Here is a 23378-nt window from a genome sequence, read left to right as displayed (position 1 = left end):
GATCACGCAATTATTTAAGCCATTTCTAACGTATGATATCCCATATGCTAGAGGTTGCAAGATTTGCTTTGGAATTATCGAATATAAATAGCCGAGCCGCCGACCGGCAAACTCTTTTTCGTTTCAAGCGGCTGCACTGTCGCGTCAGTGGTCATGGCCATGCGCATGAGCTCTGCAAGATTGCGCGCACCCATCTTGGCCATCACATTGGCCCGATGGACCTCCACAGTGCGACAGCTTATGCCGAGATGATAGGCGATCATCTTGTTCTGTAAGCCGTCGAGAACACCGGAGAGTACCTGACGTTCACGGTCCGTGAGTTGATGGAGTCGCTCCGCAACGCCCTCGAAATCGGCCGCGTACCGCCTCTGCCTCATTGCTCCGTTGACGGCTGCAACCAGCGTCTGGTCCCTTAGCGGTCTTTCGGGAATGTCCGGGGCTCTTGCCTTCACCTCTCCAAGCGCGACCATTCCTACAAGGCGGGCCAGCTCGTCTTGGAGCTCCTGAACCTGCTGCAATGCCTCATGCCCGGCTCGAAAATCCTCGACAATCGCCGCAGCCGAAGCTGCTGTTTCGCCGTGTTCTCTGATGATGGTCAGGGCGACCGGAAACTGAGCGCCGCTCTTCGTGATGGCCATACCGGCACGCATGGAACCCTGATCCGCCCAGCGTCCCTTAAGGTGAACACCTGGCGTCGAAGACCAGACGAAGTCTAGCTTATGACCGAGCAATTCGCTTTCTTCGTAACCGAACAAGCTCACGGCAGCCCTGTTGCAGGCTGAAATTCCGCGACGCTCGTTGAGGAGGAAAATTGCGTCGGGCATGCGTTGGTAGAGTTGCTGGACCAAGCCCATCTCTAGCCCGCCATCTTCTTGACGCGCACCGCGTGCAGGCTCGCAACGTGCCACTCTTGATCCTGCGAACGAAGCTCGTCCCCCGAGGTTTGAGATAGCTGGACCATATTCGGAAACTTGGGGCGCCTCAAATTTGATGGACATGATATCTCCTCTGCTTCTTTGAGAGGTTATTCAGCCTTAGACTGCCATTCTTCCTCAATTATGAGGGAAATCGACCGTCTTTGGACGGATGATCGGTGTAGTATCGCGTAGACTCTATGATCTCTCCGCGTGAATATCGGATCGCTTCGGCTCTGCTTCGGTTCCGTTGATCTGATCCAACGTCCCGCATCATTGTTCCACTATTGCCAGAAGCTCGGTACATCGGCGCTTAAGGGAACAGCCTTGCGAGCGTAGCATCAATCAAGATGCCTGGTGGCCCAGTTCGGGTTCACCTGGAGCCACCGACGGCCATGCCCAGGCTCTCAGCAGTTCATAGAAGACGCTGAGGACGACCGGCCCTAGGAACAGGCCGAGAAGCCCGTGGGAGAGCGTGCCGCCGATGACCCCGATCAGGATGACGAGCATTGGGGTCGAGAGACCTCTCGCCATCAGGATTGGCTTCAGAATATTGTCGACGATGGCGATCGGCACCGCAAGGCAGGTGAAGACAAAAGCAGCAATGGGTGACCAGGAGAACCATCCCCAAATGACGACCGGCAGAAGCACAAGTCCGGGCCCCAGCTGCATCACGCAAAGTACGAAGACGGCAAAGGTCAGTGCACCGCGTGCGGGAATGTCAAAGAAGGCAAAACACAAGCCGCAGAGCAGAGTTTGCAGGAAGGCAACGCCGATCACGCCCCGTGAAACATTCCGTACAGTCGTTCCTGCCAGCCGAGCAAAGCCGACGCCTCTGTCGCCGGCAATGCGGCTTGCCAGCACCTGTATCGCTTCAGCCAGGCGCGTGGCCTGTGTGAGAAACAGGCCGGACAGTATGATTGACACAACGAAGCTCAGCACACCGCCGCCGATCGAGGCGAGCTTTGCGACAATGACGCCCATGACCTCACGGACGGGCGCCTGAAACTTCATGATGGTAGACGCCAGATTATCGGCAACCTGGTTCCAGATGTCATGGATGCGCTCGCCGACGACAGGCCATGCCTTGATGGCGGCGGGTGCTGCAGGCAGCGTGAAATTGCCCGTGCGTAACGTGACTATCAGCGCCTGTAGCCCATCGGCAAAATTGACAGCGACTAGGGCGAGCGGCGCGATGATCAGGACGAGGCAACCGATGACGATGATGGTGGATGCAATGACCGGCCGGTTTCCGATCAGCCGCGAGAGTGCCTCAAACATCGGAAACAGTGCCACCGCAAGGATCGCCGACCAGATGACGATCAGTGCGAAGGGCGCGATGAGAACCATCGTCCAATAGGCAAAAAGCCCGATAATGCCCAATCGGACAAGATCGCTAACCCTCGCCTCGATCGAAATCTGGCCCGCATCGCTCTTCCGCACCGGCGTATCGGCTGTCTGGTCCATCGTTGCGTCCGCCACTTTCAGGCCAGCCGCGCTTAAGGTGTCGTATCGGGCACGACATGGCGGATGCTGCGATCCTCCATGAAGCCGGACGGACGCTTCTGGCGTTTCCCGAGATCGGGTTCGTCAAACTTCACCCGTTCATAGGGAATGGATTGCAGGATATGCGAGATGCAGTTGATCCGCGCGCGTTTCTTGTCGTCCGAAGGCACGATCCACCATGGCGCATGGTTAGTGTCAGTCATCCGCAGCATCTCGTCATAGGCACGCGTATAATCCCACCAGCGCTGATAGGATTCGACGTCCATGGGGCTCAGCTTCCACTGTCGCACTGGATCGTCGATCCGACGCCTGAAACGCCGCTCCTGTTCTTCCTCGCTGACGGTCAGGAAATATTTGAGCAGAATGACGCCACTCTCGACGATGGCCGCTTCAAAGCGGGGCGCAAGCTCCAAAAAGCGCTGCGCCTTCTTATCGCTGCAGAAGCCCATGACACGATCGACGCCGGCGCGATTGTACCAGCTGCGGTCGAATATAACGACCTCGCCGGCGGCCGGCAGATGGGCGATATAACGCTGCATGTAGATCTGCGATTTCTCGCGTTCCGTCGGTGCCGGCAGCGCCACGACGCGGAAGACACGCGGACTGACCTTTTCCGTTATTCGCTTGATCATTCCGCCTTTTCCCGCAGCATCGCGTCCCTCGAAGACGATGACGATTCTTGCGCCGGCCTTCTTCACCCAGGCTTGCAAATATGCGAGCTCGACCTGCAACCGGCCGATCTCCTTCTCGTAATCAAATGATTTCTTCTTCTTTTTGTCCTTGCCGCGGCTCTCATCGCCGCCGATCTGCTTCGGCTCGTAATTCTCGTCCATGGCTCTCCCTCCTTCTATCATCAAAGTGCGCTGCTCGCCGGCGTGGGACTACTGATCTGGTCGATATCGCCGATCAGTGTCCGCAGGGCTTCTTCTCTGCCGTTGAAAATATTGTCGGCGCCGACCATCGTGATGACCCCCGCCCGTTCGAGAATGACGCGGCTTTCGTCGCTGAGATCGGCGAAGGCGAACACGATGTTCCGCTTCACGAGGATTTCCGCGACGGCTTCGAGCGCAGTCGCGCCGGTGCTGTCGATCTGTGTGATGGCGCTGGCATCGAGCACCAGGCACTTGGTGCCGGAGGGGAGCCCCTTCACGACCGACGTCAGTCGGGTGCGGACATAATCAGCGTTGTAGAACAGGATGCTGCCCTGCACCGCGAAGACGGCCGCGCCCGGGACGGGACGGGCTTCCGGATAGCGCCTGAGATCGAAGAAACCGTGCCGCCCTTCGATGCGGCCAAGAAGGCCGTCGCGCGGAAACATGGTCTGCCGCAGGAGATAGACGAAGGTTGCGATGATCGCGACAACGACGCCATTGAGGACGCCGAAGCTGATCGCTCCCCACATGGCGATCAGCGCGAAGACGAATTCCATACGGCTGATGCGCCAGATCTTCTTGAGCTCAGGGATATCGATCAGGCTGACCGCAGCCATTGTAAGGATTGCCGCAAGTGCGGGAATGGGAAGGATGCGCAACGCGCCGTGGAGGAAAACCAGCACGGCGATCAGGGCGAGGGCGGAAACCAGTCCTGAAGCCTGCGAAACACCGCCCGTCGACAGATTTATGGCGGTTCGGGAGTCCGACACGCTGACCGGAAACGAACCGAAAAGCCCGGGCGCTACATTGGCCGCGCCAAGCCCGAGCAACTCCTGATTTGCATCGACTTCATCACCTGTCCGCGAGGCGAAACTGCGTGCCGCCACAATGCCGGATCCAAAGCTGACGAGAAAGATCGCAACCGAACCGGTGACGACCTTGTCGAGAGGCATCTCGTGAAGCGGAGGCAGGAAAAAGCTCGGAAGCCCGCGCGGTATATCCCCGACGACGGCTATGCCTTGGCCTCGAAAGTCGAAAATCGCAGACAGAGCGACCGAGATAATGACAACCAGAATAGGTCCGGGAATTCTGAAGGGGAAAAGACGGACGATCCATAGCAGCGCGAACATCGCAAGCCCGAGAATGAGCGAAGGCCAGTGGATCAGACTGCTTTTGGCAAGGAATTCGACGAGCGGATGAATCAACCCGTCCGATTCAATCTTCACCCCCGTGAAGCGGCCAATCTGTCCAACAAGGATCGAGAGGGACACGCCGGCAAAGAACCCGACCAGGATGGGGCGAGAAAGAAAACTCGCAAGAACGCCAAGCTTCAGCAATTTGGCCAGGATGTAGCAAATGCCGACGCCAAGAGCGAGGGCTGCCGCAATGGCTACCCGGTCGCCGCCGGCTGGTGGATCGGCGGCGATAATCGTGCCCATTGCGGCAGCCAGAACCGACATTGACGCCGCGTCGGGCCCGACGATCAGTAGCCGGGAAGGGCCGAAAATCGCATAGGCGATCGGGGCGACGATGCTGGCATAGATGCCGGTCTCCGGCGGCAGACCGGCAATGGCAGGATAGGCAATGGCGCTCGGCAGGCCGACGGCGGCGATCGAGAGCCCCGCTGGAATATCACTGCGGAGCCAGCCCTTGTCGAAACCGGTCAAGCCGCGCAATATTGGAATACTGCCTATCATTGCTGGCTCCTTATCCTGTCTCCGTTATTCCCGTTGTGCCTTGCTATTCCTTGCATCACCGGGATTGACGCCAATCTTTGCTTCAATGTTCGAGGAACACGTAGTTCATCCAGGCGCTCATCCGCAGCAGCACTCTGCGGAGAAGGGCGACGTGGTGCCAATAATGGGTGTAGACCGCGACCTCGGCGACCACGCCGCCGGGCAGTTGATACTGATTGATGCTCTCGAGCAGTTCGATGCGAGCCAAAGTCTGACCCGGCGATGTGCGTTCGGGCGATTGCGGGTCGATCAGCGCCCCGCTCGGCCGCAATTGGCCCTGTGCCATCACATCAATGACCTCCGCAACTCGTGCCTGGAACAGGGTGACCACGACAAAGACAAGTACGCTGAGCGCAAAATAGTCGAAGAACACGGCTTCTCCCTTCCGGTCGGTTCGGCCGAGCCGTTCGATTGCTGCCACCAACGGGATATTAGGCTCGTTTTGGCGCTGAGGCCCGTAGCATCGCGTAACCTCTATCCCAGGCGTCGGCAGCAGACCCGTTCAAGCAGATTATCCCTGCGGAAAATGAAGAAGGTGGGGTCGGCAGGATGAGTGCCATTCGAGCCTTTACGGACCGAATTGGCGGGCGTTTTGGAAGCCACCAATGTAAGATCGCGTATTTTACGTCTGCTGCCGATCCGCTTGATATATATAGTTTCTGCATCTGCTTAACGCAGTTGACAGCGGGGGCGCGGATGGTGTCGGGAGAGCAAGGTTCGACATATTTGTCCGTTCTTGAGACGGCAGAGACTTATTTTCCTAGCCAGAAGCGGCTGGTCCAGCGGCTTTTCTACGTAAACGAACCCTTTCATAGCATGTGTGAGGATCTTACGGCTGCGGCACAGGCGCTTGCACATGTGGAGCGGTTACCGGAGCCGGTTAGGGAAGCACGCCGGCTCGAATATGCGGGTCTCGTCGATGCCCTCTTGAAAGAGATGGGGGAGGCGATCGCCCAATCGAAAATTGTGGTGCTCAGGCGGTCACCGCAGACCGGTCCGAAACCTCTGTAGGCACATCTGCCATTCAATAACTCTGGGGAGGTTCGTGCGTGATGAAAACAAGTTCCCGTAAATTGCTAGGCGGATTGTCGGCGCTAGCAATTATTGCATTACAGCCGGCGCTGGTACGAGCACAGACACAGACCCCCGCACCGACAACAACACCCGCGCAGACGAGTGCCGAACAGCCCGTCACTGCACTTCTATCCGATGATGAGCTTGAAGTGCTCGTGGCGCGGATCGCGCTCTATCCGGATGAATTGGTTGCGGCAATTTCGGCCGCCTCACTCTTTCCCCTGCAAATCGTCGAAGCACAGCGCTTCCTCGAGGCAAAGAAGAAAAACTCCGACCTCAAGCCGAAGAGCGACTGGGACGGCAGCGTTATTTCGCTGCTCAATTATCCCGATGTCGTCAAGATGATGAGCGAGGATCTCGATTGGACGCAGTCACTTGCCGATGCGCTCACCAACCAGCAGAAGGATGTCCTGATTGCCATCCAGCAGCTTCGCGACGAGGCGGTGGAAAAGAACCTCATCAAAACGGATGACAAGGTCACGGTCGTCACTGAAAACGATAACATCATCATCAGGCCGACCGACCCGGAGAAGATCTATATCCCGCAATACCCGCCGGAGATGCTCTATGAGCCGGGCTACGTGTCGGCGCCGGTCTCCTATTATCCCGACTATTACGACAACTATTATTATCCCGGGGCAACGTTCTTTGCCGGTGCTGTGACCGGCCTTGCCTTTGCGGCCATCGTCAACTGGGATGATTGGGGCGTATGGGGCGGCCGCTGGAATGGCGATGTCGACATTGACTGCAACAATTGCCTGAACGATCGCAATTTCAATGGAAAGTTGAAGTGGAACGACGTCAACTGGAACAATGTCGATCGCAGCAAGATGAGCATCAGCAAGGACCAACTTGCGAAGATGGATCGGTCGACGATCAAATCCGGCCTGCAGGGCGATAGTCGCAACCAACTGCGTAACAGGGCCAATGACGTCAAGGCGAGCCAACTGCCCGCCAATCGGGCCAATTCGGCACGTGCGCAGGATATTCGCAAAAACACCGCGCAGGGCCTCAAGGACAGACCACAGGCAAATCGGCCGACAGCAGGAAACCTCCCAGCGGCGGCAAATCGGCCGGCGGCATCCAGGCCTGAGGCTCGTCCTCAGAAGGCAGTCAATCGCCCCTCCAAGCCATCGCAGAAATCGGCCAACAGGCCTAACAAAGCGCAGATGGCCGCAAGGCCCGACAACCGAGGGCGCCAGCCGAGCGCGCTTGGCAATCCCCAGTCGGGTCGCCGCGAGGCCGTTGCGTCAAAACGCGGGGCGCAAAGCATGGGCGCCCATCGTCAGGCAGCCCGTCCGCAGCACCGCTCGCGTCCAATTCCGCGTGGCGGCGGCGGTGGTCGGGGTGGCGGTGGCCGGGGTGGGGGTGGCCGCCGGTGAGACCTTTCGAGTTCAGGGAGTTACATCATGAAACGTCAATCGACCGTAATTCCGATAATGCTTGCGGCGCTCATTTGCGCGATGCCGGCAACGCCGGTTCTTTCACAAGTGCAGACAGATCTTGCCGAATATAAAGCAGCAACCCAGTCGCCGAAGTTTGACAGTCCGGAGCTTGCCCTCGACAAACTGAAATCCGTGCTGGCTTCCGGCAGGATCGAGGATCTCGCGGCTCTGTTCGGCCTCAACGCCGACAAGCTACGGTCTAGCAACGACGCGACGATCGCTTATGGCTTGATTCGCGAGGGTGCCGAGCGGCAGGCCGTTCTGCGGGATGTCGAAGGCATGAAGATCGTCGCTATCGGGGATCGCCTCTGGCCGCTCCCGTTCCCGCTGACCGAGGCCAAGGACGGAAAATGGTCCTTTGATACCCAGCGCGGCCTGGAGGAAATCGTCAATCGTCGCGTCGGCGAAAATGAACTGGCTACCATCGATACCATGCATGAATATGTCGCGGCCCAATATCAATATGCATCCGAGGACCGCGACGGGGACGGTATCTATGAATTTGCGAAGAAACTGATCAGCAGTCCGGGTAAGCTCGATGGCCTTTACTGGGACGCGAACGTCTATCCTGAGGAAAGCCCTGCAAGCGCGCTGGTCGAGACAGCCGCCTTCGGCGCCGCCAAACGTGGAGATGGTTATTTCGGTTATCGCTATCGGATCTTGACATCCCAGGGCGACAACGTGCTTGGCGGCAAGCAAAACTACATCATCAACGGTTACATGACCGGTGGCTTCGCACTCATCGCCTGGCCTGTCAAATACCGCGTTACTGGTGTGCAGACGTTCATGGTCAATGGTGCGAACGTAATCTATCAGCGCGATCTCGGGCCGAAGACGGAGGAGCGCGCGGCGGCGATCAAGGATTTCAATCCGGACGCTGACTGGACCGTCGTAAGCGAGTAGCTCTCAGTCGACGGTGTTCTTGCGCCGCTGGCGAAAGGCGTAAGGCAGCTGCTATTGCGCGGTTGGAGGATCGTTTCCCGCCCATCACCTCGCGCCCTAGCCAACTGCGGCAGGTTGGGTTGCTCATCCTCCTCGCTCGCCATTTCGATCTCGGCGAGCGCCAGTCCATCATAGGCGCCGGCAAAGCATCCACATCCCAGGCTCTTGCGATCAGCAGGAAAACGGTATGGGGTCTTTTCGGTGATACGCCCCGCCCGGAGCAGAAGGCCTCGGGCCAGGCCAGGCGTACGGAATTTGATCGTTAGGCGCCCAGAGCACCCATCGATCAGGCGGACAAGGATAGAGTTTTGATCGCGGCGGCAAAGATAGGGTTGCTGCAGCACGTGCGGAACGCCGGCAAAAGCGCTCCAGCTGTCGTTGCGGACCAGGAACTTTCGCTCGATCTCGCTCGCTTTCGATTCATATTCCTTCGCTCATGCCTGCTATTGCCGCTCAGTCGACTGGCGGCTCCCAGGTGAGAAAGAAGCCCACATCTCCGGGCATGCCATCCGGAAAATTGATGATCATCGCCTTGAGCCCATAGCCCTGAGGTTTGGCAACTTCCTCAAACAGTTCGAGAAGTTCCTTTGCTTTTCCCTGCAGCGTCTTTTGCCATCCGGGAAGATTATTGTTGATGGCGCGTCCGCTGTCCGTGCAGAATGTCGAGGGGAAACTGTAGATCAGTGCCTCGTATTTGCCGTCCGCGGCGGCTTTCATCACCAGCCGTTTGATGACGGCGCGCTCCGTCTCTCCGATATGTTTGCGGAAAAAATCGTCAACGAATTCAGCGTGTTTCTTAGATTCACGCGCCTTGATCTTGTCGTTGCGCTCCATTTCCAGAAGCTGGAGTTCCAAAGCACGTTTGCGCAGATCTTCGGCACTCGTAATGGGTTGGGATGTGGGCGTTTCGGGTGATGTCATCGCCGCTTCCTCCAGAATATAGCAATGATGATAGAGCGCGCCGGGAGACGAAGGCAGTAAAATACGCGTCGCCTTCGGTAGGATACGGTATCCTACACCAAGCTGGGGCCTACAGGGCTTGCCGCGACTGCAGACGGTTCATGAGTTTGATCTTGATTAGTCCATCCGGTTGAACGGCGTTGCCGTTACACCCAACCGGGTTTATCCTTCATCGCAGCAAGCTGCGGAGCGTTGCAATCGGGGTCTGAGGGGAGCCGATGATTAGTGCAGGTGCTAATAGGATTGGCGGCGGCGCCCCTTCTCAAGAAGAGGTGGAGCAGCAACTTGAGCGCATTCTGTTCAGCCCCGAGTTTCGTCTTCCAGAGCGGGCGAGGCGGTTCCTCGAATTTGTGGTCACTGAAACGCTTGCGGGCCGCCGCGATTATCTGAAGGCGTTCACCATCGCGCAGTCGGTTTTCGGCAGAGACGCGAACTTCGATGCCCAGCAGGATCCTTGTGTTCGAATCGAGGCAGGGCGGCTGAGGAGGGAGTTGGAACATTATTACCTGACCGCTGGTGCTGCTGACCGGATCATCATCACGGTGCCAAGAGGGGGCTATGCGCCAGTCTTCGAAGTTAGGCCAGGTGATGAGTCAGCAAATACTTCGAGCGCCGGGCAGTCCAATCAACCGATGTCTGTAGGAGGCGATGCAGAGCAGGTCGGTCTCGCCGAGGATGTGATCCGACGCGACAGGGCAATTCGGCTTTGGTCGAGACCCCGAATTTGGCTGCTTGCGGGAGGTGTGGTAACCCTCCTCGTCTCGGCCGCGTCACTTTTGCATGGAGACTTGTTCTCTTGGGGAGCCAAGAGGGCGACGGGGACAGATCCCTGCTCCACTATCGTCGTCGAACCCTTTGAAAGTGCTTCTCAGGGAGAGCTAGCATCCGATATCTCCCGGGGCATTACCGACGAAATCATCGAAAAGCTCGTCCCCTTCAAGGATATAGTCGTTGTTGCACTGCCACGCAGTAAAGAAGGTCAGACTTCGTCGAAACCGCTCTATACTCTCCAGGGAGGCGTCCGTTTGGAAGGCAACACCCTGCGCTCGACCGCAAGGCTCGTACGACGCGATGGCGTCGTCATCTGGGCCAACAACTACGATACCGACATGAAAGTGCGGGGCATCCTGGAAACACAGTCGAGCCTTGCTGAACATATCGCGACGGCGGTTGCGCGACCGTACGGTGTCATGTTCGAAACGGATACCGTCAGCATTGCCGGAAGTGCAGACCCATTTTCCTGCATACTCTCCTACTACAGCTATCGCAGCGAAATGACGGTGCAGGCGCATGAGGTGGCGAAGTCCTGTCTGCAGTCAGCCGCCGAAAGAAGACCCGATGTTTCCAATATTGCTGCCTTTCTTTCTTTGATCTATCTCGACGAGTTCCGCTTTCCCTACCAGTTGCACACGAAGCCGACGCCCGCCACGCTCAGCACTGCGAAAGAATTCGCCGAACGCGCAGTTCGCCTCGACCCGAAGAATGCGCGCGCGCTTCAAGCACTGATGCTCGCCAATTTTTTCAGCAATGATCTGGAGGGAGCTCTGCGTGCCGGCCAGGGCGCCTATGCAAGCAATCCGAACGACACCGAGGTGGCAGGTGAATACGGCTTGCGCCTGTCGATGTCGGGACAATGGGACAGGGGTTGCGAATTGGTTTCCGAAGCTATCAGCAGGAATGCCGGCCCGCGCGGATATTACGAGGTCGGAATGGCGCTTTGCGCCTTTATGCGGGGTGACACGCAAGCCGCAGAACTATGGTCCCGTATGTCGGACTTGAACTACAATCCGATGCATCGCCTCGTATTGCTTTCCATCCTAGGCACGTTGGGGAAAACGGCGGAGGCAAAGGAGCAGCTCGATTGGATCGAGCTCAAGTCACCCGCCCTGATCCCGAATGTCAGACAAGAGGTCGCCAAGCGGCTGGTCCGGACAGAAGACCAGGAGCGCTTTCTTGCGGGACTGAAGGCTGCCGGCCTGCCTGTGTCGAATGACGAGGCGTCTAATGGACCGAAATGATGATACCTCAAGACGTTCGCAGGGCTTACGAGCGCAGGTAAAAAGCAGGACTGCCTGCAGCGCGCCGAGTTTGATGCCTCGGAAAGAAGCCCCTCGTTTGGCTTTCAGACTTTCAGGCGTCGAAGTTCCGTTCGAAAACGGAACTATGGGCCGCTGTTGTCGCCGGCATCAGTAGACCAATCGCGCCCGTATAGTTCCCGGAATCCGGCGTAGCGAATCAAGAATGTCCGCCGCTGCCTGGCCGACGCCCTCTGCCTCAATGACCACGTAACCCAATTCGCCATATGTCTGCAGGAATTCACCGACGATATTAAGTCCGCGGGACGAAAAGATCGTGTTCAAATTGTTCAGAATGCCGGGGCGATTCTCGTGAACATGGATGAAGCGGGTGCCGTTTGGGCGGGGCGGTAGTTGAACCTGGGGAAAATTGACCGCGCCGAGTGTCGAGCCGACATCGGAATATTCGACGAGCTTCCTGGCAACTTCGGTTCCAATACGCTCCTGAGCTTCTTCCGTCGAGCCGCCAATATGCGGCGTCAGAATGACATTCTCCAATCCCTGCAGCGGTGTTTCGAAACGCTCCTTGTTTGAAGCTGGCTCCCTTGGAAACACATCCACAGCGGCGCCTGCGAGATGCCCTTCTTTCAAAACCATGGCGAGCGCTTCAATATCCACCACAGTGCCGCGGGAATTATTGATAAAAATCGCTCCCTTTTTCATCCTGCGCAGTTCGGCCTCGGTTATCATGTTTCGCGTCGAACTGGTTTCCGGAACGTGCATCGTTACAAAGTCCGATATTTCCAGAAGTTCACCAAGCGTGGCCATCGATTCTGAATTGCCGTGGCGAAGCTTGTCTGAAGGATCAAAGTAGCGGACGTTCATACCCATGCTTTCGGCAAGAACGCTAAGCTGCGAACCGATATTGCCGTAGCCCACGATTCCGAGCGTCTTCCCTCGCACTTCGCGACTGCCTATCGCGGATTTTTCCCATCCGCCCTGGTGAGCGGAAGCCGAGCGCGGGAATATCTGCCTGGTCAGCATGATGATCTCGCCGATCACGAGCTCGGCGACTGAACGCGTGTTCGAATAAGGCGCGTTGAATACGGGGATCCCGCGCCGGCGGGCTGCATCGAGATCGACCTGATTTGTCCCGACCGAGAAACAACCGACGGCAATAAGCTTCTTTGCGGAGCTGAAAATTTCCTCTGTCAGATGCGTGCGTGAACGAATTCCGATAATATGCGCATCGGTTATATGACTTTTGAGATCTTTGTCATCCAGAGCCTTCGGCAGATGAATGAGGTTGACGTAGCCGGATGACGAAAAGTAGTCGACAGCGCTCTGACTGATGCCTTCGAGCAGAAGCACGGAAATCCGGTCGCGTGGAAGAGAAAGAGATCGGGTCATTGCGTTGCTTTCGATTCGGATTTTATCGCGCTAGGTCTCTCGTCGGCCACAAAAGCCCGCCGATACGCCGGCATGACTTAACGGCCATCAGATGGATGGCGCAAGGCTAAACTCAAATCTGTCAGCGTCGGCAAATGATCCATCTCGTCTGTGCCCGGAATGGCAGCCTGCCAGGTTCTCCGAGGCTCAGCGAGAGGATCGGGCAACCTTTGCGGTCGCTGGTGTCCCGTAGGCAACTCAGGCAAATACCGTAATGCAGACGGCCGCCCAGATTAATGCCGTCCCCAGTGCCATCGCCCGCCTGGCAACGGCCACCTTGTCTGCCTCATCTTCTGCGACAGGTGTGGTGACAATCCACGGCACGCAACCCAGTGCAGCAAATCCGATGATGGCTACAATCATCACAAGATAGTCGGTTGTGTGCCAGCTACCCTGTTCATAGACCCCCCAGTAGCCCAGAAAGGCCATTCCTACTGCAAACATGGTGGCGGAGGCAGAGCAGAGCCCGGTGACGGACCCGGTAGGTGCGCGCAGATTGCCTTTTTCACGTGTCTGCGAGCTCATGACGCTATACCCACGACGTTGACTGTCTCCCTGCAAATATGTCAGGAATTGAGCGCGGCGTGAAGCGCTGGCGACTGTCTGGAACGGCCAAGAAATTCCGTGCCCCGGTATCGGATGCTCACCGCCGGCGTGTTCATGCCGGCGGCGTACTTGATTGCTAGGCGAAGTGCGCCACGATATCTTGATCCGTGCTATCGAGCGGGCGCTGGATCTCGGCATTTGTGGTCTGCGTCTCCCCGTGAACCGACCTTGACAAACGCATCCATGTCGAGACGCTATGTGCTCCAGCATCATAATAAAATGGGGATATAATGGGGCTTAGCAGATTGGCGGTCGCAAGCGTAATTGGCGTGGGCGTGTGCGTGTTTGGTATTGCCCTTACGGCATCGCCTGCGCTGACACAGGAAGTCGAGCCGCCGGCTCCATGGGTTAAGCTCACCGGCTCCCATGCCGGAGCGGTCGGAACGTGCTCAATGATCGATGCGAGCGACATCGAGGCTTGTTACATGGTCCGCTGCGACGCCAAGAACGGTCTCATCTTCGAGATTGGCGATGCCACTGTTGGTGAGTACGACCTGCGATTGGCCCGCTTCGAGATCGGCAGGTACAAAGAGACGATCCGCCTCGACGGCAATCGTCCTGATCGGCGAACGATTGTTCTCTCAAGGCACCCGAAGCTGCTTGCCGCCCTGACATCTGGCGCTGATTTCGCCACTATGTTCGCCATCAAGGCCGGTGAGATAGATTACAGCACCGGCTTTGAACTTACGGACGCGCGAGACCAGATATCTCGCGTGGCAAAGGGGTGCTCAAACAAGCGGTGACGATGGGCAAGGGCTGCCAGGCGCGCCATCAGGACCTTCCTAGAAGCGGCCGATATCGTCGAGCTCTCCCAGCGAACCGAGCAGTCGCCGCTGAATCTCCACATCCTGCCTGTTGATCGCAGTCACGAGCTGGCGCATGGTGGCGCGCATGCCATGCAACTGATCGATCAGATCCATGATGAGGTCGACACCGACTTCGTTGACGCCCATGCCGTGCGTCAGGTCAAGGATGAGGCGGGCGCGGGCGAGATCGGCATCGCCGAACCGGCGCCGGCCCTCGCGCATATGCGGGGCGAGCCAGCCCTGCTCGACCCAAAGATCGAGCTCGCTCACTTCGATTTTCAGGTTGAGACGGAATTCGCGATCGTCCATGGTCAGATCTCCATGTTGCTCCTCGGATTCTGTGCGTTTGCAGCCGCCCAGTTCCTGACGAAGGCGGCCAGCTGCTCGTCAGGCTGATCGGGCAGGACAATCTTTAACGTGACATAGACATCCCCGGCCTCGCCACCGCGCCTTGGAACCCCCTTGCCTTTCAGGCGCAGGACCTTGCCGCTGCTGGAGTTGGGCGGCAGGGTCAGGTTGACCGGGCCGGAGGGTGTCGGTACGCGCACCTTGCCGCCGAGTACCGCTTCGGTCAGTGTCACCGGCAGGTCGAGGCGGATATCGTCGCCGGTACGGGTAAAGAAGCGGTGCGCGCGCACGCGGATGTCGATCAGCGCATCGCCCGCCGGCCCGCCGCCAATACCGGGCTCGCCCTTGCCTTTGAGGCGCAGCGTCTGACCGTCACGCGAGCCGGGTGGTATCTGCACGTCGAGCGCCGGCCCATCCGGAAGTTTCACCTGGGTTTTCGTCCCGTTGACGGCATCGAGGAAATCGACTTCCATCGAGAAGTGCCGGTCCTGCCCTTGAGCGCGGAACTGACCGGCGCGGCCGCCGGCGCGACGCGAGAAGAAGCTTGCGAAGAGATCGTCAGCATCGCCGAAATCGGCAAAGCCGGCACCGTTATGGTAGGCGTCACCTGGGCCGCTTGCCGAGGCGTAATCACGATAGTAACTGCGCGGCGGCTGTTCGGCTCCGGTCATGTCGATCTCGCCGCGATCGAAGCGAGCACGCTTTTCTTCATCGCCCAGGATTTCATAGGCGGCGGAAATCTCCTTGAACGTCGCCTCGGCCTTCTTGTCGCCTGGGTTGAGGTCTGGATGGAGCTTCTTGGCTAGCTTGCGGAATGCACCCTGAATTTCCTTCTGGGTCGCATCCCGTTTCACGCCCAGAAGCTCGTATGGATCTTGGCTCATACGGGTCTCCGTGTAAGGGCAGCGAATACTGCGGAATGGTTTGGCGCTGATATAGGTTGCCGGCTCCGCTTCGGGGAGGGGAGTTCGCAGGTTGTCTTGCGAGGAGCGATCCCGCCTGCGATCCTTCTTAAATCCCCTTGCGTCTAACGTTTCGATTTCTGACAGCCAGCGTCTGCGTCTGGCATCATTCGGGCGCTCGATCAGGCCGAAGAAACAATGGCGCACCCGGCGGATGCCGTGAGAATGCTGCGGCTTAGGCGCCTCACGCCATGGGCGCCGAACCTGAGGCGCTTGAAAGGAAAAATGAACTAAAACCGGCGAAATGGCATGCTGCGTTGAGAAATTCCAAGGGCCGCCTCGACAGCGGATGCTGGGGCAATCGCCCCGAAAAGACCGTTGCCGAAAGTGGTTATGCGCAGCTGCGCCTCATGGCGCCCCGGCGAGGTTCCCTTGCAGGCGTCGATGACTGTCAGGCATTCGAAACCCATGTCGTTTGCCGCGCGCTGAGTTGCGTGGACCAGCCCGTCGGTCGGAAGGCCAACCACGAGAAGGTTGCGAATCCCGCGCCGGCGGAGAGTATCCTCAAGATCGGTTCGGAAGAAAGCGTTGTCGCCGGCGTGATCGACGACGATCGCCGCAGCTGGAAGCGATATGCTCTCATCGAACTGCCAGTCCTGGCTGCCTCTTGCCGGAATCTGGTCGCCAAGTACCGCACGTCGCCGAGCGAGAGCGCCGCTCTCGGGATCCTGTCCGCGCCTGGAGGCGATGATTGCCAGGCCGCGACAGCTAGCCGCCTCGACAAGGCGGGTGGCTGTCTCTCGCGCCGCTTGGGCGGCGAGGCCGCGGACGATGCCACTCTGGAAACCGAGAAGAAGAAGCCCCGTATCTCTGCATGACCATTCATGGTCGAATGGCCACGTGTAAGGGGTGGCGTCGACAGGCCTGAAATGGTCGGGCGAGCTCTTAATCATCGGCCGTCTCCAGCATCGCGGCAAAAGCGGTCCGATCGGCGATGCCGCCCCATCGCCCGCCGAAGGCTCCAAGGATTTCCAGCGTCGCCTCGTGGTTTCCGGTCTCGACCGCAGCGGTGCAATCTTTCAGAAGGACGCATTCGATGCCGTGCTCGAAGCCATCGCGGATGGTGGATTGCACGCAGCAATCCGACGTCACACCGGTGACGACGAGGCGCGAAATGCCGCGGCTTTCGAGTTGGTCGGCAAGGTCGGTCCGATGAAAAGAGGATTTGCCGGGCTTGTCGATGACGATCTCTCCGTTAAGCGGTGTTAATTCCGGAATGATCTGCCAACCGGGCTCACCCCGAACGAGTATCCGGCCGGTCTTTCCCATGTCGCCGATCCCCAGCCCATGAGCGCGCGTTCGCCATTGCTTGTTGGCGTTGAGATCGGAAAGGTCGGGATGGTGTCCCTCGCGGGTGTGAATGACGGTCAGGCCGGCTGCACGAGCAAGGGCGAGCGTCTCAGCGATAGGCGTGATTACCGAACGGGTGTTTGACACGTCCTCGCCAAGCTGGTCGATCCAGCCGCCGGCTGCGCAGAAATCGATCTGCATATCGATGATGATCAAGGCGATACCGGCTTTGGAAACCGTGCCGCCCAATGGCCAGAAGGTTGCTGTCAGTTCAGTGCTCACAGGCGATCTCCGGTTTCCGGATCGAACAGCAGGATCAACGACGGGTCGACGGAGAATGTCACGCGCTCGTCGCGCCGCACACGATGGCTGCTGTCGACGAGTGCTTTCAGCCTCGGCGCCGATTTCATCATGTCACGTTCGTCGTCCATGACGACGGCACCGCTCGCAGCCGTTCCCTTGTCGTCCATGTGGACGAGCAGATCGGCGCCGAGGTCTTCGACGAAGGAGGCTTTAGCCGAGATCGTGCCAGGCATGCCGGCATTGTCAGACAGCTTCAGATGTTCGGGCCGGATGCCGATTGCGACCCCTTGATCGATGCGGCGGGCCGCGCGCTCGCCTTGTTGCGCGAGCGGCAACAGGAATTCGCCGATTGCAACGGCAGGGCCGTTGTCATGCGCGACGAGCCTGCCCTCGAGAAAGTTGATTGGCGGGGAACCGATGAAGCCGGCGACGAACATGTTGACCGGATGGTCATAGAGCGCGCGAGGCGTATCGAGTTGCTGCAGTGTTCCCTTGTTCATGACGGCGACGCGATGGCCCATCGTCATGGCTTCCACCTGGTCGTGGGTGACATAGACCGTGGTGACCGCCGTCATGCGCTGCAGCCGCGAGATTTCCGCGCGCATCTGACCGCGCAGGCGTGCATCGAGATTGGAAAGCGGTTCATCCATCAGGAAGGCGTTGGGCGAGCGCACCAGGGCACGGCCCATGGCGACGCGCTGCCGCTGGCCGCCGGAAAGACGGCTCGGCTTGCGATCCAGAAATTCCGTCAATTCCAGCAGCGCGGCGGTTTCACGCACCTTGTCTGCGATGACTTCAGGCTTGGCGCCGCGCACCTTCAGCCCGAAGGCGATATTGTCCGCAACGGTGAGATGCGGATAGAGCGCGTAGGATTGAAAGACCATGGCTATATCGCGATCGCGTGGCGACAGATCGTTTGCCACGGTGTCGTTGATTTTCAACTCGCCGGAGGAGATATCCTCCAGTCCGGCTATCATTCGAAGAGCGGTGGTCTTTCCGCAGCCGGACGGGCCGACCAGTACCATGAACTCCCCGTCGGCGATTTTGAGATTGAAATCATTCAGCGCGGCCGCTTTGCCGCCGGCATAGGTCTTGGAGACGTTCATAAACGAGATTTCGGCCATGCTGTCTGCCCTACTGTACGCCGTTGGTCGCGCCCTGAACGAAGTAGCGGTTCATGAAAAGCGCCATCAGGACAATCGGTATGGTGGAAAAGTGCGCAAGAGCTCCAAGCGTGCCCCAGGTGATGTCCTTGGTCCCATAGGCGGTCAGCAGCGCGACCGAGATCGGCTTTGAATCAAGGGTCGTCAGAAACATCGGATGAAGGAAGTCATTCCAGGAGAACATCATGCAAAACAGTGCGCAGGCGATGATGCCGGAGCGCACCGATGGCAGGGCCACGCGAAGGAAGGCCCCGATCAGTGTGCAACCATCGGTCAGCGCAGCCTCTTCCATGTCCGGCGGCAGCGACTTGAAATAGGAAAACATCATCCAGGTCACGAAGGCGCAGTTCAGCATGGTGTTGAACACGATGACCGCCCACCAGCTGCCAAGCAGGCCGATGTCACGCATCAGCAGATAAAAGGGGATCAGCGCGGCGATCGCCGGGATCATCCGGATCGCCAGGAAGAAATAGGCAAAGCCGGTGGCAAAGCGTGCTTTGGAGCGGGCCAGCGCATAGCCGGAGGGAACGCCGAGCAGAAGTGAAAGAAGCGTCGTGCCAAGGCTGATCACCAGCGATGAGCGGACGAGTGAAACGACGTCGAACAGCGCAAGAGCCTGGCGAAATTGGTCGAGCGTCGGCTCGAAGGTCAGACGTGGCGGCACGGTGAATATCTGGTTCGACGGCTTGTAGGCCGTCGCGATCAACCAGCAGACCGGAAGCAGGAACAGGAGGGTGGCGACGAGCACACCGGTCCGCTCTGCAAGGATGCGACGTCTGGAAACACGTGACATCGGCTATCTCCCGTTGATCCTGACATCGGCGCGTCGGACGACCAGAAGCAGAACGGTCGCTATCAGCGCGATGAAGAGCAGCGTGACGTTACCTACAGCCGAAGCATAGCCGACATTGAAGAATTGCAGACCCTGCTTGACGCCGAGCATCATCAGCGTGTTGGTGGCGTCGTTCGGTCCACCGCCCGTTGTGACGAAAACGGAATCGAAGACCCGGAAGGCATCCATCGTCCTCAACGTGAGTGCCAGGAAGATCGATGGCAGCATCAAGGGCAGGATCAATAGGCGGAAGCGCTGCCACGCGGTTGCGCCGTCGACTGTCCCGGCTTCAAGCAGGTCCGCCGGCAGCGCCTTAAGCCCGGCAAGCAGGATCAGCGTCATCAGAGGGGTCCACTCCCAGCAGTCGATCAATATCAGGACCCAGAGAGCAGTTGAAGCGTCGGTGAGGAGGCCCGTGCGAGGGCCGATGCCCGCTTGAGACAGGAAATACCCGATCATGCCGTAGTCGGCGCCAAGCAGTGCCTTGAAGATCAGTCCGACGACGAGTGGGGTGATTGTCGACGGCACCAGCAAGAAGGCTAGGACCGCACGATTGAACCGGCTGTCTCGCCACAGAAGAAGCGCCAGGCAGAAGCCGAAGATGAGCTGAAGACCGACACTGAAAATCGTGAACTGGAAGGTGTTGAGAATTGCCGTGCGCGTCGCTTCATCGGTGAAGATGTCGACATAGTTCTGCAGGCCGACGAAGCTTGTCCGGCCCGGGCGGAGAAGATTGTAGCGATAGAAGCTGTACCAAACCCCTTGCGAAAGCGGCCAAAGACCGATTGCAGCGACGTAGACGACTGCCGGAGCGGCCATCAAGAACAGGAAGAGCCTGCGGCGATCAGAGAAGCGATGGGGCATCGGCAAAACAGCGTTCATTCGTGTCAGGCCCGGCTTCGGCCCTAAGGCTGCATCCTTGACCGCGCCGGTTTGACGATCGGCGCGGTCGCGAAGCGGAATGCGCCTGCCAAGCGGGCGGCAGGCGCGGCGATCAGAACAGTTTTTCTGCTGCTTCCTGCGCCTTGTCGAGCGCTTCCTTCGGGGTCGCGGCACCGGCGAGGACGGAATTGACAGCTGTTCCGAGCATGTCCTGAATTTCCGGATATTCGGGAATGCGCGGACGGAATTCGCCGTTGCCGTGCTCATAGGTTTGCGCGATCACCGGCAGGAAGTCATATTTGGCAACTAGGTCTGGATCGGTCATTTCGCTCTTGCGCATGAAGCCGCCGGCGCCGAGCATATTGAACTCCTTGTGGATTTTCTTGCTTGTCACCCACTTGATGAAGGTCCACGCAGCGTCCTGCTTTGGCGTATCGATATCGGCATTGATGGCAAGCCCCCAGCCGCCGACGCCATATTGCGGCGTCATGCCCGCAGCAACCGGCGCCACGGCAATGCCGGCCTTGCCAACGATGTTCGATACTTTGGGATCGGAATAGGCAGCCGCGCCCACCGACCAAGTCTGCATGAAGGCAGACATGCCCTGGCGGAAGCTTTCCTCGCGTCCGCCCCAGTCATATTCGATGGCGCCTGGCGGTGCAGCCTCAGTGAAAAGCTGCTTGTAGACCGTGAGGCTCTTGATATTTGCGTCAGAGTTGAGTGCGGGCTTGCCGTCCTTGTCCAGGATGGAGCCGCCAAGCTGGTTATTATATTGCATCCAGTCCTGGGCGACCGCCGGGCCCTTCTGGCCGTTGGCCACGAAGCCGTATTGCTTCTTTGAAGGGTCCGTCAGCTTCTTGGCATCGGCGACGAGTTCTTCCATGCTCGCCGGCGGCTTCAGGCCAGCAGCCTCCAGAAGATCCTTGCGATAGGCAAGCACGTTGGCGTAGGCCGCAAGCGGAAAAGCCACGTAGTGATCGTTATACTGACCGAGGGACTTCAAGGCCACCGGATAGATATCGTCAAGATCGAGTTCGGCGGCATCGCGTTTGACCCAGTCGGTCAGGTCGACGGAATACTTGTTCTCGGCATAGGCGCCTGCCCAGACGATGTCCATCGTCACCAGATCGTAGCCCTTGGTGTCGCCGACGAAATCCGCTGTCGTCTTGGTCAGCAACGTGCCGTAGTCCATGATCTCGACCTTGATATCCGCGCCGGTCTCCTCCTTGAAGGCGGGTGCCAGCTCGGTCAGGACCTTGGAAAAACCGTCGTTCATCGATGCGATCGTCAGGGTTACGCCATCGAGCGACTTTGCCTGCGTGTAGGCAGTGGTCGCCATCAGCGCCATGACGGCGGCCGCCAGGCGGTATGCCGTTTTGGGCATGAAGAATGAAGAGGCTCTCGTCATGACAATCAACCTTTCCGGTGCGGTGAACTATGAAGCGACGTTAACGCGCCTCAATTTCAAGTCAAACAAAAAATCACATATATAACAAATTGGAATCCATTGCCGGCGGCTTTGGTTAAAGCAGTGGCATTCTGCTTAAATGATGAACTTTCATCTGCTTGTTTTTCCGGCTGATGGCCGGGTTTGCGGTATATCGCTGTTTTATGGCTGGTTTTGGCCAGCAGGGCGACGCTGGTGACGTTGAGGCTCCTCACACTCCGACAGAGCACTTGCCGGAATGTCGATACGAAAAAACGAACACGGCATAATGGAAAAATCCGAAAAGAAACACGATCAAACACTTTACAACGTGATCATGTTCGCTACGCTTCCGGAAAATTCTGGGGGTCAGTCTCGATGCAGGAGTCGTTGTCGGCGCAGGATATATCCAGCCCGGATGCTGCCAAGGCAGCACGATCACGGTTGCTCCGGCTCGAGAGGCAGGTTCGACGCGATCTCGGGATGATCGAGGCCGCGCCGCGAGCCTGGGTTCCAACGCACGATGAGGCGCATGTTGCGCACGACGTCGTGATTGTCGGTGCAGGCCTGTCGGGTCTTACGATCGCTTTCGGCCTGAAGCGGCAAGGGGTGGAACGTGTCAGCCTGATCGATGCAGCGCCGGCGGGACAGGAAGGGCCATGGGTGACGACAGCGCGCATGCGGACCTTGCGATCCCCGAAAACACTGAGCGGTCCGGATCTCGGCGTGCCGAGCCTGACCTACCGGGCATGGCACGAAGCGCTTCACGGTCGCAAGAGCTTCGACAGGCTCGACAGGATCGACCGCATCGCCTGGATGAACTATCTGAATTGGTTTCGAAGCGTGCTGGGTTTGAGCGTCGAAAATGACAGCCGGCTGCTTGCGATCGAGGAGGAGCGGGATCATCTGAGGCTGTGCGTTCTGCAGGGTGGTCGCGAGCGGGTAATGTCCTGCCGCAAGGTGGTGCTGGCGACGGGTCTGGAGGGCGCCGGCGGACTGCATGTGCCCGCCGTGATCCGCAACGGACTGCCAAAGGATCGCTGGACGCATAGCGGCGAGGCCGTCTCAGTACAGAGCCTTGCCGGCAAGCGGATCGGGGTGATCGGCGCGGCTGCCTCGAGTTTCGACTGGGCGGTGACCGCACTGGAGGCGGGCGCCGACAGCGTAACCCTCCTTGCCCGTGCACCGTCACTGCCCAAGACGGAACTGCTGGATTGGTCGAATTTTCCGGGCTTTCTCAACCACTTCTCCGATCTTGATGATGAGAGCCGCTACCGGTTCACTCGTCGCATGTTTACGTTCAGGACACCGCCGACGGTGGAGATGTACGAGCGCGCTATGGCATTCCCACAATGCCGCCTCGTGTCTGGAGCAGCGATAGAAGCGGTTGCGATCGAGAGCGGCGAGATTGCCGTCAAGACGAGCGCCGGCGACTTTGCCCTCGATCACCTTCTGCTTGGAACAGGATACCGGATTGACCTCGCACATCGACCTGAACTGGCCGGATTCTCTGACTTGATCGCAACCTGGGCCGACCGCTTCGTGCCGCCAAAGGGCGAGGTCGACCTCGACCTTCTCGCCTATCCCTATCTAGGTCCGGCATTCGAGCTGGTGGAAAAGGTTCCCGGGACGGCACCCATGCTTGCCAATATCCATATCTTCAATAATGCCGCGGTACCAAGTCTTGGACCGGTTTGTAACGGTATCACCGGGTTGAAGGCAGGGGTGCCCAAGCTCGTCGCCGGCATTTGCCGGGGACTGTTCATCGGCAATATCGATCATTTTTTCCAATCGCTGGACGGCTACAACAAGGTGCATTTCCAGCCAAATATCCGTCCATGAGTGCG

The 23378-nt window shown here is 58.5% G+C and carries 21 protein-coding genes and 1 pseudogene; 6 read left to right on the top strand and 16 right to left on the bottom strand.

Going from position 1 to position 23378, the window contains the following annotated elements; all coding sequences use genetic code 11:
• Positions 1 to 74 precede the first annotated feature (74 nt).
• The 5 genes and pseudogenes from FHX15_RS31770 to FHX15_RS14100 form a co-directional block, all read right to left on the bottom strand.
• Positions 75 to 998: a LuxR C-terminal-related transcriptional regulator gene (locus tag FHX15_RS31770; protein WP_184398015.1), complete on the bottom strand. Its 924-nt coding sequence runs from the start codon at positions 996 to 998 to the stop codon at positions 75 to 77.
• A gap of 261 nt (positions 999 to 1259) precedes the next feature.
• Positions 1260 to 2381: an AI-2E family transporter gene (locus tag FHX15_RS14115; protein ID WP_184398013.1), complete on the bottom strand. Its 1122-nt coding sequence runs from the start codon at positions 2379 to 2381 to the stop codon at positions 1260 to 1262.
• Between the two features lie 32 nt (positions 2382 to 2413).
• A complete protein-coding gene (ppk2, locus tag FHX15_RS14110) occupies positions 2414 to 3253 on the bottom strand; it encodes a polyphosphate kinase 2 (RefSeq protein ID WP_184398011.1) in 840 nt (279 codons plus the stop codon).
• 20 nt (positions 3254 to 3273) lie between these two features.
• Complete coding sequence (locus FHX15_RS14105; protein WP_184398009.1) at positions 3274 to 4989, bottom strand: SulP family inorganic anion transporter; 1716 nt, start codon at positions 4987 to 4989, stop codon at positions 3274 to 3276.
• Between the two features lie 82 nt (positions 4990 to 5071).
• Positions 5072 to 5350: pseudogene (locus tag FHX15_RS14100) on the bottom strand (HlyD family secretion protein); the annotation flags it as partial.
• Positions 5351 to 5724: 374 nt separating this feature from the next.
• Here FHX15_RS14100 and FHX15_RS14095 point away from each other — a divergent pair.
• From FHX15_RS14095 to FHX15_RS14085, 3 genes are read left to right on the top strand one after another with little or no spacing between them, the layout of a single operon-like run.
• Positions 5725 to 6039, top strand: coding sequence for a hypothetical protein (locus FHX15_RS14095; protein WP_184398618.1), 315 nt, complete (start codon positions 5725 to 5727; stop codon positions 6037 to 6039).
• Positions 6040 to 6080: 41 nt separating this feature from the next.
• Entirely contained in the window at positions 6081 to 7484 is a 1404-nt protein-coding gene (locus FHX15_RS14090) for a DUF3300 domain-containing protein (protein ID WP_184398616.1), read from the top strand.
• Between the two features lie 27 nt (positions 7485 to 7511).
• Positions 7512 to 8450 carry a DUF2950 family protein gene (locus tag FHX15_RS14085; RefSeq protein ID WP_184398007.1) on the top strand — a complete coding sequence of 313 codons (939 nt, stop codon included), beginning with the start codon at positions 7512 to 7514 and terminating at the stop codon, positions 8448 to 8450.
• A gap of 492 nt (positions 8451 to 8942) precedes the next feature.
• On the opposite strand, the gene FHX15_RS14080 is transcribed toward FHX15_RS14085, so the two are convergent.
• Entirely contained in the window at positions 8943 to 9410 is a 468-nt protein-coding gene (locus FHX15_RS14080) for a hypothetical protein (protein ID WP_184398005.1), read from the bottom strand.
• Between the two features lie 257 nt (positions 9411 to 9667).
• On the opposite strand from FHX15_RS14080, the gene FHX15_RS14075 reads away from it, so the two are divergent.
• A complete protein-coding gene (locus tag FHX15_RS14075) occupies positions 9668 to 11467 on the top strand; it encodes a hypothetical protein (RefSeq protein WP_184398003.1) in 1800 nt (599 codons plus the stop codon).
• Between the two features lie 168 nt (positions 11468 to 11635).
• On the opposite strand, the gene serA is transcribed toward FHX15_RS14075, so the two are convergent.
• Complete coding sequence (gene serA, locus FHX15_RS14070) at positions 11636 to 12874, bottom strand: phosphoglycerate dehydrogenase (protein WP_184398001.1); 1239 nt, start codon at positions 12872 to 12874, stop codon at positions 11636 to 11638.
• A gap of 237 nt (positions 12875 to 13111) precedes the next feature.
• Positions 13112 to 13438 (bottom strand): hypothetical protein, encoded by a 327-nt coding sequence (locus tag FHX15_RS14065; RefSeq protein WP_184397999.1) that lies wholly within the window; start codon positions 13436 to 13438, stop codon positions 13112 to 13114.
• Positions 13439 to 13911: 473 nt separating this feature from the next.
• Between FHX15_RS14065 and FHX15_RS14060 the strand changes: the two genes are divergently transcribed.
• Entirely contained in the window at positions 13912 to 14262 is a 351-nt protein-coding gene (locus FHX15_RS14060; RefSeq protein ID WP_246778956.1) for a hypothetical protein, read from the top strand.
• Positions 14263 to 14301: 39 nt separating this feature from the next.
• Here FHX15_RS14060 and FHX15_RS14055 read toward each other — a convergent pair whose 3' ends face one another.
• The 8 genes from FHX15_RS14055 to FHX15_RS14020 all read right to left on the bottom strand — a co-directional run bounded on the left by FHX15_RS14055 (position 14302) and on the right by FHX15_RS14020 (position 21453).
• On the bottom strand, positions 14302 to 14634 hold the full coding sequence (locus FHX15_RS14055) for a chaperone modulator CbpM (RefSeq protein WP_184397995.1): 333 nt from the start codon (positions 14632 to 14634) through the stop codon (positions 14302 to 14304).
• A 2-nt stretch (positions 14635 to 14636) separates the two neighbouring features.
• Entirely contained in the window at positions 14637 to 15557 is a 921-nt protein-coding gene (locus FHX15_RS14050) for a DnaJ C-terminal domain-containing protein (RefSeq protein ID WP_184397993.1), read from the bottom strand.
• A gap of 308 nt (positions 15558 to 15865) precedes the next feature.
• Positions 15866 to 16528 (bottom strand): cysteine hydrolase family protein, encoded by a 663-nt coding sequence (locus FHX15_RS14045; protein WP_184397991.1) that lies wholly within the window; start codon positions 16526 to 16528, stop codon positions 15866 to 15868.
• Positions 16521 to 17207 carry a cysteine hydrolase family protein gene (locus FHX15_RS14040; protein WP_184397989.1) on the bottom strand — a complete coding sequence of 229 codons (687 nt, stop codon included), beginning with the start codon at positions 17205 to 17207 and terminating at the stop codon, positions 16521 to 16523. The genes FHX15_RS14045 and FHX15_RS14040 overlap by 8 nt, the downstream gene beginning before the upstream one ends.
• Complete coding sequence (locus FHX15_RS14035; RefSeq protein WP_184397987.1) at positions 17204 to 18352, bottom strand: ABC transporter ATP-binding protein; 1149 nt, start codon at positions 18350 to 18352, stop codon at positions 17204 to 17206. Before FHX15_RS14035 ends, FHX15_RS14040 begins: the two co-directional genes overlap by 4 nt.
• 10 nt (positions 18353 to 18362) lie before the next feature.
• A complete protein-coding gene (locus tag FHX15_RS14030) occupies positions 18363 to 19184 on the bottom strand; it encodes a carbohydrate ABC transporter permease (protein WP_184397985.1) in 822 nt (273 codons plus the stop codon).
• Between the two features lie 3 nt (positions 19185 to 19187).
• Positions 19188 to 20087 (bottom strand): carbohydrate ABC transporter permease, encoded by a 900-nt coding sequence (locus FHX15_RS14025; RefSeq protein WP_184398614.1) that lies wholly within the window; start codon positions 20085 to 20087, stop codon positions 19188 to 19190.
• 130 nt (positions 20088 to 20217) lie between these two features.
• Complete coding sequence (locus tag FHX15_RS14020; RefSeq protein WP_246778966.1) at positions 20218 to 21453, bottom strand: ABC transporter substrate-binding protein; 1236 nt, start codon at positions 21451 to 21453, stop codon at positions 20218 to 20220.
• 456 nt (positions 21454 to 21909) lie between these two features.
• Here FHX15_RS14020 and FHX15_RS14015 point away from each other — a divergent pair, with 456 nt between their 5' ends.
• Positions 21910 to 23373, top strand: coding sequence for an FAD-dependent oxidoreductase (locus FHX15_RS14015; protein WP_184397983.1), 1464 nt, complete (start codon positions 21910 to 21912; stop codon positions 23371 to 23373).
• Positions 23374 to 23378: the final 5 nt, after the last annotated feature.

This window comes from Rhizobium sp. BK650 (genome assembly GCF_014195325.1).
GTDB lineage: Bacteria > Pseudomonadota > Alphaproteobacteria > Rhizobiales > Rhizobiaceae > Rhizobium.
Note: the sequence above shows the minus strand (reverse complement) of the source record. Positions and strands in the feature narration are given on the sequence as shown.

What these genes read in the sequence shown, in the direction of transcription:
- FHX15_RS14035 (WP_184397987.1), bottom strand. Translation starts at nt 18,352, where the DNA reads ATGGCCGAAATCTCGTTTATGAACGTCTCCAAGACCTATGCCGGCGGC.
- FHX15_RS14085 (WP_184398007.1), top strand. Translation starts at nt 7,512, where the DNA reads ATGAAACGTCAATCGACCGTAATTCCGATAATGCTTGCGGCGCTCATT.
- FHX15_RS14055 (WP_184397995.1), bottom strand. Translation starts at nt 14,634, where the DNA reads ATGGACGATCGCGAATTCCGTCTCAACCTGAAAATCGAAGTGAGCGAG.
- FHX15_RS14025 (WP_184398614.1), bottom strand. Translation starts at nt 20,087, where the DNA reads ATGCCCCATCGCTTCTCTGATCGCCGCAGGCTCTTCCTGTTCTTGATG.
- FHX15_RS14020 (WP_246778966.1), bottom strand. Translation starts at nt 21,453, where the DNA reads ATGGCGCTGATGGCGACCACTGCCTACACGCAGGCAAAGTCGCTCGAT.
- FHX15_RS31770 (WP_184398015.1), bottom strand. Translation starts at nt 998, where the DNA reads ATGTCCATCAAATTTGAGGCGCCCCAAGTTTCCGAATATGGTCCAGCT.
- FHX15_RS14030 (WP_184397985.1), bottom strand. Translation starts at nt 19,184, where the DNA reads ATGTCACGTGTTTCCAGACGTCGCATCCTTGCAGAGCGGACCGGTGTG.
- FHX15_RS14075 (WP_184398003.1), top strand. Translation starts at nt 9,668, where the DNA reads ATGATTAGTGCAGGTGCTAATAGGATTGGCGGCGGCGCCCCTTCTCAA.
- FHX15_RS14115 (WP_184398013.1), bottom strand. Translation starts at nt 2,381, where the DNA reads ATGGACCAGACAGCCGATACGCCGGTGCGGAAGAGCGATGCGGGCCAG.
- serA (WP_184398001.1), bottom strand. Translation starts at nt 12,874, where the DNA reads ATGACCCGATCTCTTTCTCTTCCACGCGACCGGATTTCCGTGCTTCTG.
- FHX15_RS14060 (WP_246778956.1), top strand. Translation starts at nt 13,912, where the DNA reads ATGATCGATGCGAGCGACATCGAGGCTTGTTACATGGTCCGCTGCGAC.
- FHX15_RS14045 (WP_184397991.1), bottom strand. Translation starts at nt 16,528, where the DNA reads ATGATTAAGAGCTCGCCCGACCATTTCAGGCCTGTCGACGCCACCCCT.
- FHX15_RS14090 (WP_184398616.1), top strand. Translation starts at nt 6,081, where the DNA reads ATGAAAACAAGTTCCCGTAAATTGCTAGGCGGATTGTCGGCGCTAGCA.
- FHX15_RS14105 (WP_184398009.1), bottom strand. Translation starts at nt 4,989, where the DNA reads ATGATAGGCAGTATTCCAATATTGCGCGGCTTGACCGGTTTCGACAAG.
- FHX15_RS14095 (WP_184398618.1), top strand. Translation starts at nt 5,725, where the DNA reads ATGGTGTCGGGAGAGCAAGGTTCGACATATTTGTCCGTTCTTGAGACG.
- FHX15_RS14050 (WP_184397993.1), bottom strand. Translation starts at nt 15,557, where the DNA reads ATGAGCCAAGATCCATACGAGCTTCTGGGCGTGAAACGGGATGCGACC.
- FHX15_RS14015 (WP_184397983.1), top strand. Translation starts at nt 21,910, where the DNA reads ATGCAGGAGTCGTTGTCGGCGCAGGATATATCCAGCCCGGATGCTGCC.
- FHX15_RS14065 (WP_184397999.1), bottom strand. Translation starts at nt 13,438, where the DNA reads ATGAGCTCGCAGACACGTGAAAAAGGCAATCTGCGCGCACCTACCGGG.
- FHX15_RS14080 (WP_184398005.1), bottom strand. Translation starts at nt 9,410, where the DNA reads ATGACATCACCCGAAACGCCCACATCCCAACCCATTACGAGTGCCGAA.
- ppk2 (WP_184398011.1), bottom strand. Translation starts at nt 3,253, where the DNA reads ATGGACGAGAATTACGAGCCGAAGCAGATCGGCGGCGATGAGAGCCGC.